This is a genomic window from Ruegeria sp. CF8, from assembly GCF_056537285.1.
On sequence record NZ_JBQFRG010000001.1, the window covers coordinates 737,256 to 751,870 of the forward strand.

A 14,615-nucleotide genomic window follows, 5' to 3' on the forward strand; every position below is an offset into this window, starting at 1 on the left:
GGTCACTGCTCTTGAAGGATCAATAGTGTCAGGGCGGCGCGGCGGGCCGTATCCTCTAATCCCACCTTTCGGAAGGTTGCGATCGCACCGGTCAGATCCACCAGATTGCCGCGTGCGCCGTGGGCAAACAGTTGCATTGCTTCCAAAATGGCCTCACCCAGCTGACCGTTGGACAGCAGTGTGTCGATATCACTGGGTACGGGTGCAGACCATTCAAACCCTTGAGTGATGGCATCTGCCTTGGGTGAAGGCGATACGGCTCGGCCAGGATCGCCCTGAGCAAGCGCCGCCAGAAACAAAGTGTCGGTCGAACTGTCCGGTGTCGCAAGGGCCGCGCGTTCGTACATGTCCGACAACATCAGGATGCGCCATCGCAGGTTTTCAGTCGCGGGTACCGGTAAGGAAACCTGCGACAAGCGTTCTGCGAAAAGCTCTGCAAAGGGAACTTCAAGGCCCACACTGCGCATTTGTTGCCAAACAGCAGGCAGTGTCTTTCCAATGGCTTCCGCATTGCCCGTGTCCAACGCGCTTTCAAACCGCTGTACAGCCGAAACACGATCCCAGACAGCGCCGGATGCGGCAGGATCACGCTCGGTATAAAGGCCCAAAAGCTGATTTGGCGTCAAAGCGCCGATCCGCGTCAGCCGTTCTGCGGCTTCGATCTGGGCTTTCCAACCCGCAACGTCACGCAGATCTGCATTTGCAAATGCACGGGGCAACGGCGCAGATGGCAGGCGTTCTCCGATGGCCTCGAACAGGCGGAAATTCAGCGGATCGGGGGCCTCGGGCTGCGGCAGATATGCCGCGTCTTCGTAAAGCTCGGGGCTGAGAAACCGATCAAGAACCGCCAGTTCTTCTGATGGAAGAAGCTCTAGCGCATGCGCGGCTTCAAGGGTCAGCACTGCGGACACCCAGTCTCCGCGACGGGCTTTGCAGAAGATCTGCGCCGCATAGTCCCGCGACAGATGCGGTTCTGCAATAAGCGCAGTGCAACTGCGATCTTCATCGCCGGTCAGCAATGTCGCGTCAAACCAGCGTTGAAACCGTTCTTGCGTGTCCGTCGGCCCGGCCAGTTGCACAAGCGACTGCACCGGGTCTGCGGCACCCAGTTGCATCAGCCGATCCAGGCGGGCCAAAAGCAAAACCTCTTGGGCGTCTGACCCGGATGGCGCGCGTGTTTCTGACAAAAGCAACGTGAACAACAAGCGTTGCATGGCGGGGTTGTGACGAACCGGGGTCTTGGCAATCAACTCGGCCAGACGCTTGGGATCGCTGCTTTGCCAAAGATCAACCGGAAGGCCGGTGACAGAAGATGACACAAGTCCAAGCGGTCGCGACAAGGCTTCCAGCGAAGTGACTTCGATATCCGGCAACGCGCCGTTCTGCGTCACTGGCGGCTCCAACAGAACAGTTCCGGGCAGGTTTTCAGGAGGGTTTGTCAGCCATTCGATGGCCGACAAAGGGTCCTGTGCCTGCGCCGATCCTGCCAGAAAGATGGCGAAGAGCGCCAGTTTAGTTGACATCCAGTTCGACCGGTTCGCGGATTTCACTTTGAGGCGCCGAAAAATCCGCGCCGAAGAACGGCCCGACATAGGCATAAGCCACCAGCCCAATGAAACCCAGGCAAAGAACATATATCACGAATTTGATCAGACGGCCCATGGCCCCACGCTGCCTCAATTTTTGATTTTGGCCAAGTTATAACTGGCATTTTTCCCAAGATCACGTCATTCACGGTGAAATGAGCGAAATTAAGCAAAACACGCGCATCTCGGACGCACAGGGCAGATTTCATCTGCACAAAACCGTGGTTCTGGTGGGGATGATGGGGGCTGGCAAGACTGCTGTGGGCCGCGCATTGGCCGCGCGCCTTAGTGTTCCGTTTCTGGACAGCGACGCTGAGATCGAATCAGCGGCCAACATGACCATCCCGGAAATCTTCGAACGGGATGGCGAACCCTTTTTTCGCGAGAAGGAAACGCAGGTTATTAGACGCCTTCTGGAGGAAAAAAAGGGCATCCTGTCCACCGGAGGAGGGGCGTTTCTGCAACCTCAGAACCGTCTTGCCATCAGTCAGAAGGGTGCTTCGGTCTGGCTGCGGGCCGACCTGAACGTTTTGTGGAACCGGGTGCGCCACAAAGACACGCGCCCGTTGCTTCGAACAGCTGATCCCCATGCGACGCTAAAGGCTCTCTACGAAGCACGCGTGCCCGTGTATGCCGGAGCGGATTTGATCGCAGAGTCGGATGGCGAAACCTCGATCGAAAATATGGTGGACAGGGTTGTCGACGCATTGTTGGCGCGCCCCGATGTTTTGGAAGTGAAGTAATGCATCAAACAGTACACGTGGATCTGGGCGACCGTTCGTATGATGTTGAGATCGGGCCGGATCTTCTGGCGCGGGCAGGTGAGTGGATTTCCCCACTATTGCCGCGCCCCAAGGTCGCTGTCCTAACCGATGAAAACGTGGCTGACTTGCACCTGCATGCACTGCGAGCAGGGCTCAGCGCTGCCGGGATCGAGATGACCGCGCTGGCGTTGCCCGCTGGCGAGGCCACCAAAAGTTGGCCACATTTCGAACGCGCAGTTGAATGGTTGCTGGCTGAGAAAGTCGAACGCCGGGATGTGGTCGTGGCTTTGGGCGGCGGCGTGATTGGCGACCTTGCAGGTTTTGCGGCGGCTGTCCTGCGCCGCGGGGTCAGGTTTGTGCAGATTCCAACATCGCTGCTGGCGCAGGTCGACAGCTCGGTTGGGGGCAAAACCGGGATCAATGCGCCTCAGGGTAAAAACCTTATTGGGGCATTTCATCAACCCTCGCTGGTTCTGGCCGATACGTCAGTTCTTGGGACCATGACCCAGAGGGATTTTCTGTCGGGTTATGGCGAGGTCGTGAAATACGGTCTACTGGGTGACGCGGAATTCTTTGAATGGCTCGAACAAAGCGGCCCAAGCGTGTCCGCCGGAGACATGGCGGCGCGGGTGCGGGCTGTCACACGTTCTGTGCAGATGAAAGCCGATATTGTCGCGCGGGATGAAACCGAACAGGGCGATCGCGCTTTGCTGAATTTGGGGCATACGTTCTGCCACGCGCTTGAAGCGGCAACAGGCTATTCCGACCGGTTGCTGCATGGCGAAGGCGTCGCCATCGGCTGCGCGCTTGCGTTTGAACTGTCCTCGCGTCTTGGTTTGTGTTCGCAGGAAGACCCAAGCCGGGTGCGGGCGCATCTACGCGCCATGGGGATGAAAACAGATCTTGCCGATATTCCGGGCGATCTTCCAAGTGCCGACGCGCTGGTGGAACTGATGGGGCAGGACAAGAAGGTTGTGGATGGGCAATTGCGCTTTATCCTCGCGCGCGGCATCGGGCAGGCATTTGTCACGCCTGATGTACCGAAAAACGCCGTTCTGTCAGTCCTGTCAGATGCTTTGGCGACGGTGTGAAACAGGGTCCTAGCGGCCCTGAATCACCATGAGTTCACCGATGTTCTCACGGGTGATATAGCCCACCATGCGTCCGTCCTGCGTGACAACTGCGATGGCCGGTGCGCCTTTGTGCAAATGCGCCAACACGCCCTCGAGCCCTGTCGTCAGCGAAACCGAAGGGATATCGGCATCCATCACCGAAAGCGCCGCGGTTGATCTGGGTAGATCACTGGCAAGAGCTGTGAACAAACGGTTTCGGGTCACAAAGCCTAACAGCGTATGGTCGGCATCCAGAACTGGAAACTCGTGCTGTGTCGTATGAATGACGGCTTGTGCTGCCGTGCTGAGCGTGTCGCTTGGGGACAGAGCGTGAAATTCAGTGATCATGGCGTCCCGCGCCAAGACGCGGCGGGCGGCAGATCGCAAGGCGACATCCTGGCTTTCTGCGTTGGCGGCAATGAACACAAACACCGCGATCAAGACAAGAATGGGGTTCGCCGAGCTAAGCCCAAGAAATCCAAGCCCGACGGCGACGATTTGGCCAGCAATTGCTGCCACGCGGGTGGCTTTGACCCGGTCCATGCGCAAGCAGAGCAGGGCGCGGAACACTCGGCCCCCGTCCATGGGAAAGGCGGGGATCATATTGAACGCCGCCAGCAGCAGGTTGATATAGGCCAGCCTGTCCAACAACCCTGTGCCGGGCGCGTTTATTTGAGCAAAGGTTTCAAATGGTGTCCCCGCGCCAAGGGCAACAAGCACGATCCAGATGACGATATTCACTGCAGGACCCGCAAGCGCCACATAGACCTCTTGCATCGGTTTTTCCGGCATGCGTTCCAGTCGGGCTAACCCACCAATGGGCAGCAGAGTTATGTCAGGGGTTTTGATACCATAACGGCGTGCCATGAGAGCGTGGCCAAACTCATGCGCAACAACACAGGCAAACAGCGCAAGCACAAACACAAGGTTGTCGATGGCCGCTGGAATACCGCCCACGGAATAGGCCGCAAAGCCGACCCAGGCCAACAGCAGAAAGAAGGTGACATGGACCCTCAGTTCGGACCCGAGCAATCGGCCGAGAGAGAAGGACCATGTCATGTTGTATCTCCGTTTCGATTAGAACGGAATCTCGTCGTCGTCGATTCCGCCCGATGCAGGCGCTGGTGAGCTGGACGGGCCACCGTAAGGGTCGCCATAACCGCCGCCAGCTTGGCCGCCGCCATAACCACCACCGCTGCCGCCGCCACCTTCGCCGCGGCTGTCCAGCAGGGTCAATTCACCGCGATAGGGGCGCAGGACCACTTCGGTCGAATACCGGTCCTGACCGGACTGATCCTGCCATTTACGGGTCTCCAACTGACCTTCGATGTAGACCTTGCTGCCCTTGCGCAAATATTGCTCGGCAATGCGGGCCAAAGGCTCTGAGAAGATGGCGACCGAATGCCATTCCGTACGTTCGCGACGCTCGCCCGTGTTACGGTCTTTCCAGTTTTCCGAGGTGGCAATGCGCAGATTGCATACTTTGCCGCCGTTCTGGAACGACCGAACTTCGGGATCGCGGCCAAGATTGCCGACCAGAATGACCTTGTTGACTGAACCCGCCATGTAATTCCTCGTTCTGTTTTCGCCTATATGCGCCGAATCTGGCGCGCCTTGTTTCGTGAGACCCTATACGGCCTGCATCATGGTTGAAACATGTTGATACAACAGTGTCGAACAAGAGTCTTACTGTCTTCTTTACCAAGCTTTCATTTTTTGCGGGAATACCTATACTCCGACTGGTTTCTGATCGAGCAGGATTGGCATTGATGCGTTCTTGGGTTGCTGGGTTTTCTGTTGTCTGCCTTGTGCTGGCTGTTGCGCCTGTGCAGGCGCAAACGCTGTCCACCAAAAGCCGTAAGGATATTTTCCTGAAGCAATCCAAGGTGTTGGATTCGCGCGCGGCTACGCAGTATCGGGATTCTGAGCGTCTTAAGCCGAAAACGTCTCGTGCGCAGGTTAGCAAGCGATACACAGGAAAATACCGAGGGCAGTATCTGGATCTGGCGCGTCAAGCAGCCCGGTTGCACAACATTCCTGAAGATCTGTTTCTGCGCCTCGTGCAGCAGGAAAGTGGCTGGAACCCGCATGCGAAATCGCACAAAGGCGCGCTGGGACTGGCGCAGCTGATGCCGCAGACCGCCGAGCTTTTAGGGGTCAACCCACACGACCCTAAGCAAAACCTTGAAGGTGGGGCACGTTATTTGTCGTGGCAGTATCGCAAGTTCAAATCGTGGCCGTTGGCCCTGGCCGCTTATAACGCGGGTCCAAAAGCGGTCGAAAAGCATGGTGGCATACCGCCATACAAAGAAACCCAGAATTACGTGAAGGTCATCTGGGGCGGCTAGACACGATGCTGCGGCGCAGAAGGTGCGTTTCTTGATTCTCTGCATTCGGACCAACTAACCTGATCGGGTATCGCCCAGTCACAACTGAGGTCCGCCATGCCCACTGATCACCCGCAGATTCCCAAGGAAACGCTGGCCAACTGGCAACAATTGGTTGATCTGGTGGCAGAGTTGGCAGACGTGCCTGCAAGCCTGATCATGAAGACCGATGCGCCCAATCATGCGGTTCTGATTACATCGGACCATCCGGAAAACCCCTATCCGGTTGGGATGAGTTTTCAGTTGAATCCCAAGCTTTATTGCCAGGGCGTGCTTCAACGGGACGGAGAGCTGGTGGTCGAGGATGCTTCCTGTGACCCGGTTTGGGCCGACAACGAAGACCTGGAACATGGGATGACGTTCTACATCGGGCTGCCGTTGAAGTGGCCCGATGGATCGGTGTTTGGCACAATCTGCGTTCTTGACCGCAAACAAAACCGCAGGGCGTTGTTGTTTCGCGAAGGGTTGACCCAGTTTGCGCGCATGGTCGAGTCAGATTTGGCTTTGTTGCAAGAGGTTTACCTGCGCCGCGCGCTGGAAGAAAAGCTGAACGAAACGCTGGCGCATCTTGAAACCCGAGTCTCAGATCGTACCCGTGAGTTACAGGAAACAAACACCGCATTGCGGGTATTGCTGTCCAGTCTGGAGGATGATCGAAAGAGCCGCGATCTCGAGATCGTCGAACAGGTCCGTGGCCGGGTTTTGCCGTATCTTGAGAAAGTGCGCGCGCAACTTGCCGATGACGAGGCACAGAATGTCTATCTCGATCTGGCTGAAAAAAACCTGAGCGAGATTACGTCGTCTCTGTCAGACAAACTAACAGACGCCTTTGCAGTAATGACCCCGACCGAGATTGAGATTGCGCAGATGGTTATGTTTGGAAAAACAACCAAAGACATTGCCAAGGCCCTGTCCCGAGAGACGTCGACAATCGATTTTCATCGCAACAACATCCGCCGAAAGCTGGGTCTCGAAGGACGCGACCAGAACCTGCGAAGCCATCTGCTCTCGATTTCGTGAACATCGAATATGGGGAAAGCCCCCATATTTCACCCCTATTTTTTCGGTCTGAGCCAATATGCCCTGGCTTGTTACGCTCTGTCGTGAGGTGCGGACGAACTGCACACATCCAACAGAGAGGTACATCCCATGGATCGCAAGGATCTGAAGCCGACCATCATGAAAGGGTACAAGGATCACCTGGCACCGGGGCTTTCGCGCCGGTCGTTCTTCATGGCCGCGGGCGCTGCAGGTGTTGGCGCGACAGCTTCTGTTCTGGGGGCGAACCCTGCCCAAGCGCAATCACAGGCGTGGTTGCAGCCGGGGAACAACAACCATGTGATCGACCTGCAAGGGTCGACCGGGCAGGCCAGTACCGGGGCGGTTGGTATCGACTATTATGGCCATTGCGCTATCAAAATCACGTCACCAAACGGGGCGACCGCTCTGTTCGATCCCTGGCGCGATGATCCGTCGGGGGCGTGGGGTTTGTGGTTCCGTAACGAGTTCCCTCAGATCCCTGTGGATATCACTCTGTCGACCCACGCGCATTTCGATCATGACGCAATTGAACGGCCAAGTTCGACCATGGTGCTGGACCGGATGGTAGGCAATTTTGAATTCGCCGATGTCAAGATTACCGGTTTCGCAGACAAGCACGCCTGCGTCGCGCCAGGGTGGTATGATTGGACCAATGCGCTGGCCGAGTTCGGGGCAGAAGCCTGTCCGCCGAACAATGTGGGCCACATGGATATGGTGGTCTATCTGGTTGAAACTGGCGGAATTCGCACGCTGATCTGGGGCGACAACCGTCACAACCCGCCGCAGGAATTTTGGGATGCCATCGGACAGGTGGATGTTTTGACGCTACCGGTGGACGGTTCGGAACATATCCTCAGCTTTGAGCAGGGCAATGACATCGTGTCCAAGCTCAAGCCCAAGGTCATCATTCCTACCCATTACCTGAACGAAGTCACGTCTTACACACTGACCACGCTGCAATCGGCGGACGATTGGGTGAAGGGGCAGCAAAGCTATAAAATGCTCGAAAGCGCCAGCTTGCAGCTGGAGGCCGGTGACGTTGCTGGAATGAACCAAGAGTTCATGCATTTCGGGAACAATGTCATGACTGGCTGAGGAAGCACCGGGGGCTGCCACTCACGCATTACTCCCAAGCGCCGTCTGTCTCCCCACAAAACACGGCGCCAACAGAAAGGGCCGGTCAATGACCGGCCCTTTCTTAATCTGAACAGTGAGATTACTCTGCCGCGACTTTGATCACCGGTTCCATCCGCGCAAGGACGTCCTCGGACAGATGGCATTTCACCTGATGCCCATCTGCCAGGGTCTGTACCGGTGGTACATGAGATTCGCAGCGTCCATCCGGTACTTCGGACTTCCAGCGGCATCGTGTCTGGAACGGGCAACCCGGGGGCGGGTTCATGGCCGAAGGGATATCGCCTTCCAGAACGATATGCTGTTTCTCGATCGAGGTATCCGCAATGGGAACCGCGCTCAGCAGCGCTTCGGTATAGGGATGGTAGGGCGGGGCAAAAACCTGATCCGTTGTACCAAGCTCGACCACATGGCCCAGATACATCACCATAACCCTGTCACTGAGGTAACGAACAATGGACAGGTCGTGGCTGATGAACAGCAGCGTCGTTTTGTGCTCGCGCTGAATCTCCATCAACAGGTCGGTCACCGCAGCCTGCACCGACACATCCAAGGCCGAGACCGGCTCGTCCGCCACCACGATGCGGGCATCACCGGCAAAGGCTCGCGCAATGCCCACGCGCTGCTTCTGACCACCCGACAGCTGACGCGGCATGCGATCTGCAAAGGCGCGCGGTAGCTTCACCAGATCCAGAAGTTCCAGCATCCGCTTCTTGCGCTCGGCCTCGGAGTTTCCGACGCCAAAAATTTCCAACGCACGAATAATCTGACGCCCTACGGTCATCGACGGGTTTAGTGTGTCGAACGGGTTCTGGAACACCATCTGAACTTCGCCAACGGTCTTGGCATCCCGTTCCTCTATGGGCACCTGTTCGATATTGCGATTGTCCAGCAAAATTTGACCGTCCGTCGCGGTTTCAAGCCCCATCAGTACTTTGGCGAAGGTGGATTTACCGCAACCCGACTCGCCAACAATCGCAAGCGTTTCGGACTCATGAGCCTCAAAGCTCAGCGTCTCGTTGGCTTTCACGACCTTCGTTTCACCGCCACCAAACAGAGCATTTGCCGCAACCTCATAGTATTTCTTGAGGTTGTCCATCTTCAGGACGGTCCGGCCAATCTCACCTTTCTCTTTCTGTTCACCCACGGTTATGGGTGCGTTCCAGTCGATTTCCTGGAATTTCAGACAGCGCGTGTGGTGCCGGTCGTTTCCAGGCACAGCTTCCATGAGTATATCTTTGGCGTCGCAGCGCCCTTCTTCGAAATAGTCGCAGCGCGGCCCAAAGTTACAGCCCGGAGGCCGCTCATGGGGCAGGGGGAAGTTGCCCGGAATGGCCACCAGCGGGCGCGAGTTCTTGTCGGCACCTGGCAAGGGGATCGAGCGGAACAGCGCCTGCGTGTAGGGGTGCTGCATCTCGTCGAACACGTCCTTGATCGAACCGCGCTCGACCGCTTCACCTGAATACATCACGCACAGACGGTCACAGGTTTCCAGCACCAGCCCGAGGTTGTGCGAAATGAACAGCATCGATGTGCCGTACTTTTTGCCCAGATCCTTGACCAGTTCGACAACTGCGGCCTCGACGGTCACGTCCAACGCGGTTGTTGGCTCATCCAGGATCAGAAGTGCCGGTTTTGACATCAGCGCCATCGCGATCACGATCCGCTGCTGTTGACCACCTGAAAGCTGATGAGGGAAAGAATTCAGCATACGCTCCGGGTCAGGCAGACGCACGTCCGTCACCACTTCCAAAGCCCGCGAATAGGCTTCTTCTGCGCTTACGCCTTCGTGGATCATCGGCACTTCCATCAGCTGTTTGCCGATTTTCATCGCCGGATTCAGCGAGGCCATCGGTTCCTGATAGATCATCGCGATTTCATTGCCGCGAATGTCGCGCAATTCTTCCGCCGACATTTCCGCCAGATCCCGACCTTTGAACTTGATCGTACCACCAACTATCCGACCGTTCTTTCCAAGATCCTGCATGACACCCAGCGCCACGGTAGATTTACCGCACCCGGATTCGCCGACCAATCCCACAGCCTCGCCGGGCTGCACACTGACCGAGAAATCCATCACGGCGGGAATTTCCCGCAGGCGGGTAAAGAATGAAATTGACAGCTTGTCGATCTCCAGGATCGGGCCGTCATATTCCGCCATCTTGCTCATTTTGCTTACTCCTCACCAAATGCGGGGATCCCCTTCATCTGGCTAAAAATACCTCGGGGGTCCGGGGGCAGAGCCCCCGGCCTCGATCACATCAGTCCTTCAGACTTTCTTCGCGCAGACCGTCAGCCAGCAGGTTCAGACCAAGAACCAGCGACAGCAGGGCAAAGGCAGGCGGAAGGGCAGGGTGCAGGTAGATCGACAGAAGCTTGCGCCCCTCGTTGATCGTGGATCCCCAATCCGGGCTTTCAGGTGGAAGGCCCAGTCCGAAGAAACCCAAAGTTCCCAGAAGGATCGTTGTATACCCGATACGCAGACAGAAATCGACGATTAGTGGACCACGCGCGTTCGGCAAAATCTCCCACAGCATGATGTACCAAGGTCCTTCGCCACGGGTCTGCGCCGCCGCGACGTAATCACGGGTTTTGATGTCCAGCGCCAGACCACGCACGATACGGAAAACCGTGGGTGAGTTCACGAAAACCACCGAAACGAACACCACCAGAATACCGCCTGGAATGTCGAACAGATCCAGATAAGTGGGCAGGCCCCAAATGCTGTAGTCATCGGTATTGATCACATAGCCACCTGTCGAAATCAGCGACAGGTAAAGCCATATCGTGATACCCAGCACAGCGATCAGCAACGGCGTGCGGAATTTCGGTCGTGTGTAGAACCGAGAGTTCAGCAAGACCGCCAAAAACAGGATCGGGAAGATGAACAACACGGCCGCCATATAGTTCGGCACTCCGGTTGCAACGATCTCGGGCGTTACCAGAAGGTAGAACAACAGGATCACTGGGAAGGCCAGGATCAGGTTGGCCAGGAACGACAGCAACGTGTCCAAACGACCGCCATAGTAGCCTGCGGGCAGACCCAGCGTGATCCCGACCATGAAAGCAAACATGGTCGCCAGTGGCGCGATCTGCACCACGATCCAGGCACCTTTGACCATCCGGCTAAAGACGTCGCGGGCCAGGTTGTCGCCGCCCAGCAGGTACCAGGCATACTGCCCTTCTTCCAAATTTGGCAGAGGCGTACCGGGCACTTTGTTCTTCATGCCAGAAAGCTGCACCAGCGGGTCATGCGTTACGATCATATCCATCGCACCGAAGATGCCCGTAAACACCCAGAACATCACAAGACCGAAACCGATCATGCCGATGGGGCTGTCATAGAGTTTGCCATACAGTCCAAGACGCCGCTTAAAGGCGATGGACGACGCGAACATGATGATAAGCGCCACCCAGACGGGAAGAAACTGTTGCGACATCGCGCCGATGATGCCCGCACTGGTGCCCATGAAGATGCCCAGCAGCAGATAGGCAACCGACAACCCGACACAGGCCAGGAAGCTGTAGTGCAACGCTAGGTTAATCAGGCCACGAATGCCGCCGCTCGAACTGACAGATCCATCCGAATTTACGACAATCTGCTGCTCGGGCAGAAAGATACTGGCAACGATCCATACTACGATTGAAATAATCAGCGCAGCCAGCGCGATCATCAGCAGTGGGTTTAGGAAGGCGATAGAGCCGGTCCAGGTCAATGGTTCCATAATCTCACCCTCCTTAAGAAATGCGGATACGCGGGTTAAGGTAAACGTAGCCGATATCCGATATCAGCTGGGTGAACAGCACCACAAAAACCGACACGACAGAAATCGCCAGCAACAGCTGGATGTCATTGTTGCCTGCCGCCTGAACCAGTGCCCAGCCAAAGCCCTTGTAGTTGAAGAGGGTTTCGACGATCACGACACCATTCAGCAGCCACGGGAACTGCAGCATGATGACGGTGAATGGCGCGATCAGCGCATTGCGCAACGCGTGCTTCAAGACGATGTTGCCGAACGACACACCCTTGAGGCGCGCAGTTCGGATGTATTGCGCGGTCATCACCTCGGTCATCGAGGCGCGTGTCATGCGGGCGATATAACCCATCCCATAGAGCGAAATTGTCAGAACCGGCAGGAAAAAGTTCTCAAAGGTCGGGTTTTCCATTGCCGACGTCGCCGTGCCCTTGAACCATTTCAGGCCGACAGTCGAAGACGTGAAGATCGCGATGAAAATAACGCCGGATACATATTCCGGGGTAGCGGTCGTTATGATCGAGAAGGTCGACAGAGACCGATCCATGGCTGATCCTTCGCGCATCCCGGCCAGTACCCCGACCAACAAGGCGGAAGGCACCATCAGGACAAGAACCCAGAACATCAGGTAGCCTGTATTGCCGAGGCGCACGCCAACAATCTTACCCACCTCATCCTTGAAAACCGTGGAATACCCCCAGTCCCCTTGCAGGACGCCACAATACCGAGCGGTGTTCTCTTCGGTTGATCCGGGTCGCACACACGTGCCCAGGAACGTGCCATCGTCCAGGGTGTTGGTGAAGCCCGGCATCACACCCAGCCACTGGCCATATTTGATCAATGTGGGTTGAAGATAGCCGCGGTTTTCCAGCCAGGTCTCGACCTGCTCGTCGGACATCCGCTGGTTGCCTTGCGTTTTGGCAAGTTTTTCGAGGTTGGGATAAAGGTTGGTCAAAAAGAAGACCACGAAAGTAAGACACAATGCTGTAAGAAGCATCACGCCGAACCGTCGGAGGATAAAGAGTCCCATGTTGGCCCCTGTTGTTCGGGTGTTCCGCAGATCAGTGGACCATTTTCTGGCCTCGGACATCCGACCCCGTGTCGGCACGTCTGCGGCTGGAAAGGGGCGCCGGTCAGGCGCCCCTTGTGAGAAGCAGGCTGGCGTTAAGCGGCCCAACCCCACTTGTAGTGATGGTGTTCGAACGACACGTGCATGTCCGTACCCACCAGGCCGTCTTTCATGTGACGGTAAAGCGAGCGCCAATATGGCTGGATCGTCACACCTTCTTCCTGGATCAGAGCTTCACCCTTGGCGACCACCTCACGACGCTTGTCCGCGTCGGCAATGGCCAGAGCCTCTGTCAGGATCGAGTCGAACTCTTCATTAGCCCAGCCAAATTCGTTCCACGCTTCGCCTGAACGATAGGCCAGTGCCCAGATCTGCACGCCCAGCGGACGGTGGTTCCAGTTGGTCGAGCTGTACGGGTATTTTGCCCAGTCGTTCCAGAAGGTGTTACCCGGCAGAACGGTCCGCTTGACGTTGATGCCCGCATCACGCAGCTGCGCCGCTACGGCGTCTGTCGTGTTCCGGCGCCAGTCGTCGTCGATCGAGATCAACTCGTGCTCGAAATCGGCCATACCGGCCTCTTCCATGAGCTTGCGTGCACCTTCCGGATCCACTTTCTGCGGCGGCAGTTCAAAGTAATCCGGGTGGATCGGACCAACATGGTGGTTTTCAGCAGGCGAGCCGCGACCACCAAAGCCCAGTTCCAGGCAAACCGAATTGTCGACTGCCATTTGCAGTGCTTTACGCACACGTTTGTCAGCGTAGGGCTGTTTGCCGTCAACTTCCGCCAACTGGTTCGGGCGGATCACAATGGTGTTCATGGTCACAACTTCGGACTTCACGTAACCAAGCCCATCCATGACATCGATGAATTCGCCAACCGATTCATACAGCATGTCGACTTCATCTGATTCCAGAGCTGCCAGCCACGCTGACGGATCGGTGCCGTAGTCAATATATTCGATGCGATCCAGCGCCGGGCGACCAAACACTTCTTCGCCCCACCAGGTGTGGTTTTCGTTGCGAACCAATACAGCCTTCACACCGACTTCCAAAGACTCCATCAGGTACGGGCCGGTGCCGACATTGTTCAGCAGATCGGTTTCGCTGAACGAGCTGTGAATGATCGCTGCAGGATAGTCAGCCATACCGGCAATCAAAGAAATGTCGGATCTTGGCAGGTTCAACTTCACAGTCAGCGGATCGACAACTTCGATGGCGCCTTCGATGGCTTGGCCGGTCGACTCGTCAACCAACGTCGCAAAGCGTCCTGCCATCGAGTTTGTTTCCGAACTCTTGTCGCACCAGCCGGCGACGTTGCGGGCCACGTCGTCCGCAGTAAAGTCGTCGCCATTGTTCCACTTGATACCCGGGCGCACTTTCAGTGTGTAAACCGTTGCGTCCTCGTTGACTTCCCAGCCTTCCAGCAACATGCCGCGGAATGTACCGTCCGAGTTGTACTCGACCAGGTTTTCGATTGTCCCGCGCGACACGTTTGCGATCTGCGACCAGTCGTATGTACGCGGCTCTTTCAGCGCACGAACTTCCATCTGCACGCGCAGGGTGCCGCCTTCTTTCTTGGCATCTTCGCCTTCAGCGTGAACAGGAGCGGCAAGACCGATCATCCCGTAGGCAGCGGCTGCGGTAACGCCCAGACCAGTGGCACGGGTCAGGAACTCACGACGGCTGAGCTTGCCATCACGGTATTCCTGTGCGTGCATCTCGGCCGCCCAGTGCACCTTGTCATTGGTGGTTACGTCATTCGTCATA

General features: G+C 56.7%; 13 protein-coding genes. 5 read left to right on the plus strand and 8 right to left on the minus strand.

The genetic code is table 11. From position 1 onward, the window contains the following. Positions 1-2: 2 nt before the first annotated feature. Positions 3-1,523 carry a hypothetical protein gene (locus ACR0EV_RS03610; RefSeq protein WP_480798828.1) on the minus strand — a complete coding sequence of 507 codons (1,521 nt, stop codon included), beginning with the start codon at positions 1,521-1,523 and terminating at the stop codon, positions 3-5. After that, a complete protein-coding gene (locus ACR0EV_RS03615; protein ID WP_171089619.1) occupies positions 1,513-1,662 on the minus strand; it encodes a hypothetical protein in 150 nt (49 codons plus the stop codon). The genes ACR0EV_RS03610 and ACR0EV_RS03615 overlap by 11 nt, the downstream gene beginning before the upstream one ends. 79 nt (positions 1,663-1,741) lie before the next feature. Here ACR0EV_RS03615 and ACR0EV_RS03620 point away from each other — a divergent pair, with 79 nt between their 5' ends. Both ACR0EV_RS03620 and aroB read left to right on the plus strand, forming a co-directional pair. Continuing rightward, complete coding sequence (locus ACR0EV_RS03620; protein WP_480798829.1) at positions 1,742-2,329, plus strand: shikimate kinase; 588 nt, start codon at positions 1,742-1,744, stop codon at positions 2,327-2,329. Continuing rightward, the gene (aroB, locus tag ACR0EV_RS03625) at positions 2,329-3,441 is read left to right on the plus strand and encodes a 3-dehydroquinate synthase (protein ID WP_480798830.1); all 1,113 of its coding nucleotides are present in this window, start codon (positions 2,329-2,331) and stop codon (positions 3,439-3,441) included. The genes ACR0EV_RS03620 and aroB overlap by 1 nt, the downstream gene beginning before the upstream one ends. A gap of 9 nt (positions 3,442-3,450) precedes the next feature. On the opposite strand, the gene ACR0EV_RS03630 is transcribed toward aroB, so the two are convergent. Together ACR0EV_RS03630 and ssb are read right to left on the minus strand one after the other, a co-directional pair. Continuing rightward, complete coding sequence (locus ACR0EV_RS03630) at positions 3,451-4,521, minus strand: site-2 protease family protein (RefSeq protein ID WP_480798831.1); 1,071 nt, start codon at positions 4,519-4,521, stop codon at positions 3,451-3,453. A gap of 18 nt (positions 4,522-4,539) precedes the next feature. Further along, complete coding sequence (ssb, locus tag ACR0EV_RS03635; RefSeq protein WP_171174437.1) at positions 4,540-5,028, minus strand: single-stranded DNA-binding protein; 489 nt, start codon at positions 5,026-5,028, stop codon at positions 4,540-4,542. Positions 5,029-5,231: 203 nt separating this feature from the next. Here ssb and ACR0EV_RS03640 point away from each other — a divergent pair, with 203 nt between their 5' ends. The 3 genes from ACR0EV_RS03640 to ACR0EV_RS03650 all read left to right on the plus strand — a co-directional run bounded on the left by ACR0EV_RS03640 (position 5,232) and on the right by ACR0EV_RS03650 (position 7,985). Then, complete coding sequence (locus tag ACR0EV_RS03640) at positions 5,232-5,810, plus strand: lytic transglycosylase domain-containing protein (RefSeq protein ID WP_480798832.1); 579 nt, start codon at positions 5,232-5,234, stop codon at positions 5,808-5,810. 96 nt (positions 5,811-5,906) lie between these two features. Continuing rightward, a complete protein-coding gene (locus ACR0EV_RS03645) occupies positions 5,907-6,869 on the plus strand; it encodes a LuxR C-terminal-related transcriptional regulator (RefSeq protein ID WP_480798833.1) in 963 nt (320 codons plus the stop codon). A 129-nt stretch (positions 6,870-6,998) separates the two neighbouring features. Beyond that, positions 6,999-7,985, plus strand: coding sequence for an MBL fold metallo-hydrolase (locus ACR0EV_RS03650; protein ID WP_480798834.1), 987 nt, complete (start codon positions 6,999-7,001; stop codon positions 7,983-7,985). 121 nt (positions 7,986-8,106) lie between these two features. Here the strand turns inward: ACR0EV_RS03650 and ACR0EV_RS03655 are convergent, their stop codons facing one another. From ACR0EV_RS03655 to ACR0EV_RS03670, 4 genes are all read right to left on the minus strand, one after another. Beyond that, on the minus strand, positions 8,107-10,194 hold the full coding sequence (locus tag ACR0EV_RS03655) for a dipeptide ABC transporter ATP-binding protein (RefSeq protein ID WP_480798835.1): 2,088 nt from the start codon (positions 10,192-10,194) through the stop codon (positions 8,107-8,109). Between the two features lie 91 nt (positions 10,195-10,285). Next, positions 10,286-11,749 carry an ABC transporter permease gene (locus tag ACR0EV_RS03660; protein WP_480798836.1) on the minus strand — a complete coding sequence of 488 codons (1,464 nt, stop codon included), beginning with the start codon at positions 11,747-11,749 and terminating at the stop codon, positions 10,286-10,288. Between the two features lie 13 nt (positions 11,750-11,762). Further along, the gene (locus ACR0EV_RS03665; protein WP_480798837.1) at positions 11,763-12,809 is read right to left on the minus strand and encodes an ABC transporter permease; all 1,047 of its coding nucleotides are present in this window, start codon (positions 12,807-12,809) and stop codon (positions 11,763-11,765) included. A gap of 134 nt (positions 12,810-12,943) precedes the next feature. Next, positions 12,944-14,614, minus strand: coding sequence for an ABC transporter substrate-binding protein (locus ACR0EV_RS03670; RefSeq protein ID WP_480798838.1), 1,671 nt, complete (start codon positions 14,612-14,614; stop codon positions 12,944-12,946). Position 14,615 lies beyond the last annotated feature (1 nt).

What these genes read in the sequence shown, in the direction of transcription:
- ACR0EV_RS03660 (WP_480798836.1), bottom strand. Translation starts at nt 11,749, where the DNA reads ATGGAACCATTGACCTGGACCGGCTCTATCGCCTTCCTAAACCCACTG.
- ACR0EV_RS03615 (WP_171089619.1), bottom strand. Translation starts at nt 1,662, where the DNA reads ATGGGCCGTCTGATCAAATTCGTGATATATGTTCTTTGCCTGGGTTTC.
- aroB (WP_480798830.1), top strand. Translation starts at nt 2,329, where the DNA reads ATGCATCAAACAGTACACGTGGATCTGGGCGACCGTTCGTATGATGTT.
- ACR0EV_RS03665 (WP_480798837.1), bottom strand. Translation starts at nt 12,809, where the DNA reads ATGGGACTCTTTATCCTCCGACGGTTCGGCGTGATGCTTCTTACAGCA.
- ACR0EV_RS03655 (WP_480798835.1), bottom strand. Translation starts at nt 10,194, where the DNA reads ATGAGCAAGATGGCGGAATATGACGGCCCGATCCTGGAGATCGACAAG.
- ssb (WP_171174437.1), bottom strand. Translation starts at nt 5,028, where the DNA reads ATGGCGGGTTCAGTCAACAAGGTCATTCTGGTCGGCAATCTTGGCCGC.
- ACR0EV_RS03610 (WP_480798828.1), bottom strand. Translation starts at nt 1,523, where the DNA reads ATGTCAACTAAACTGGCGCTCTTCGCCATCTTTCTGGCAGGATCGGCG.
- ACR0EV_RS03620 (WP_480798829.1), top strand. Translation starts at nt 1,742, where the DNA reads ATGAGCGAAATTAAGCAAAACACGCGCATCTCGGACGCACAGGGCAGA.
- ACR0EV_RS03650 (WP_480798834.1), top strand. Translation starts at nt 6,999, where the DNA reads ATGGATCGCAAGGATCTGAAGCCGACCATCATGAAAGGGTACAAGGAT.
- ACR0EV_RS03670 (WP_480798838.1), bottom strand. Translation starts at nt 14,614, where the DNA reads ATGACGAATGACGTAACCACCAATGACAAGGTGCACTGGGCGGCCGAG.
- ACR0EV_RS03630 (WP_480798831.1), bottom strand. Translation starts at nt 4,521, where the DNA reads ATGACATGGTCCTTCTCTCTCGGCCGATTGCTCGGGTCCGAACTGAGG.
- ACR0EV_RS03645 (WP_480798833.1), top strand. Translation starts at nt 5,907, where the DNA reads ATGCCCACTGATCACCCGCAGATTCCCAAGGAAACGCTGGCCAACTGG.
- ACR0EV_RS03640 (WP_480798832.1), top strand. Translation starts at nt 5,232, where the DNA reads ATGCGTTCTTGGGTTGCTGGGTTTTCTGTTGTCTGCCTTGTGCTGGCT.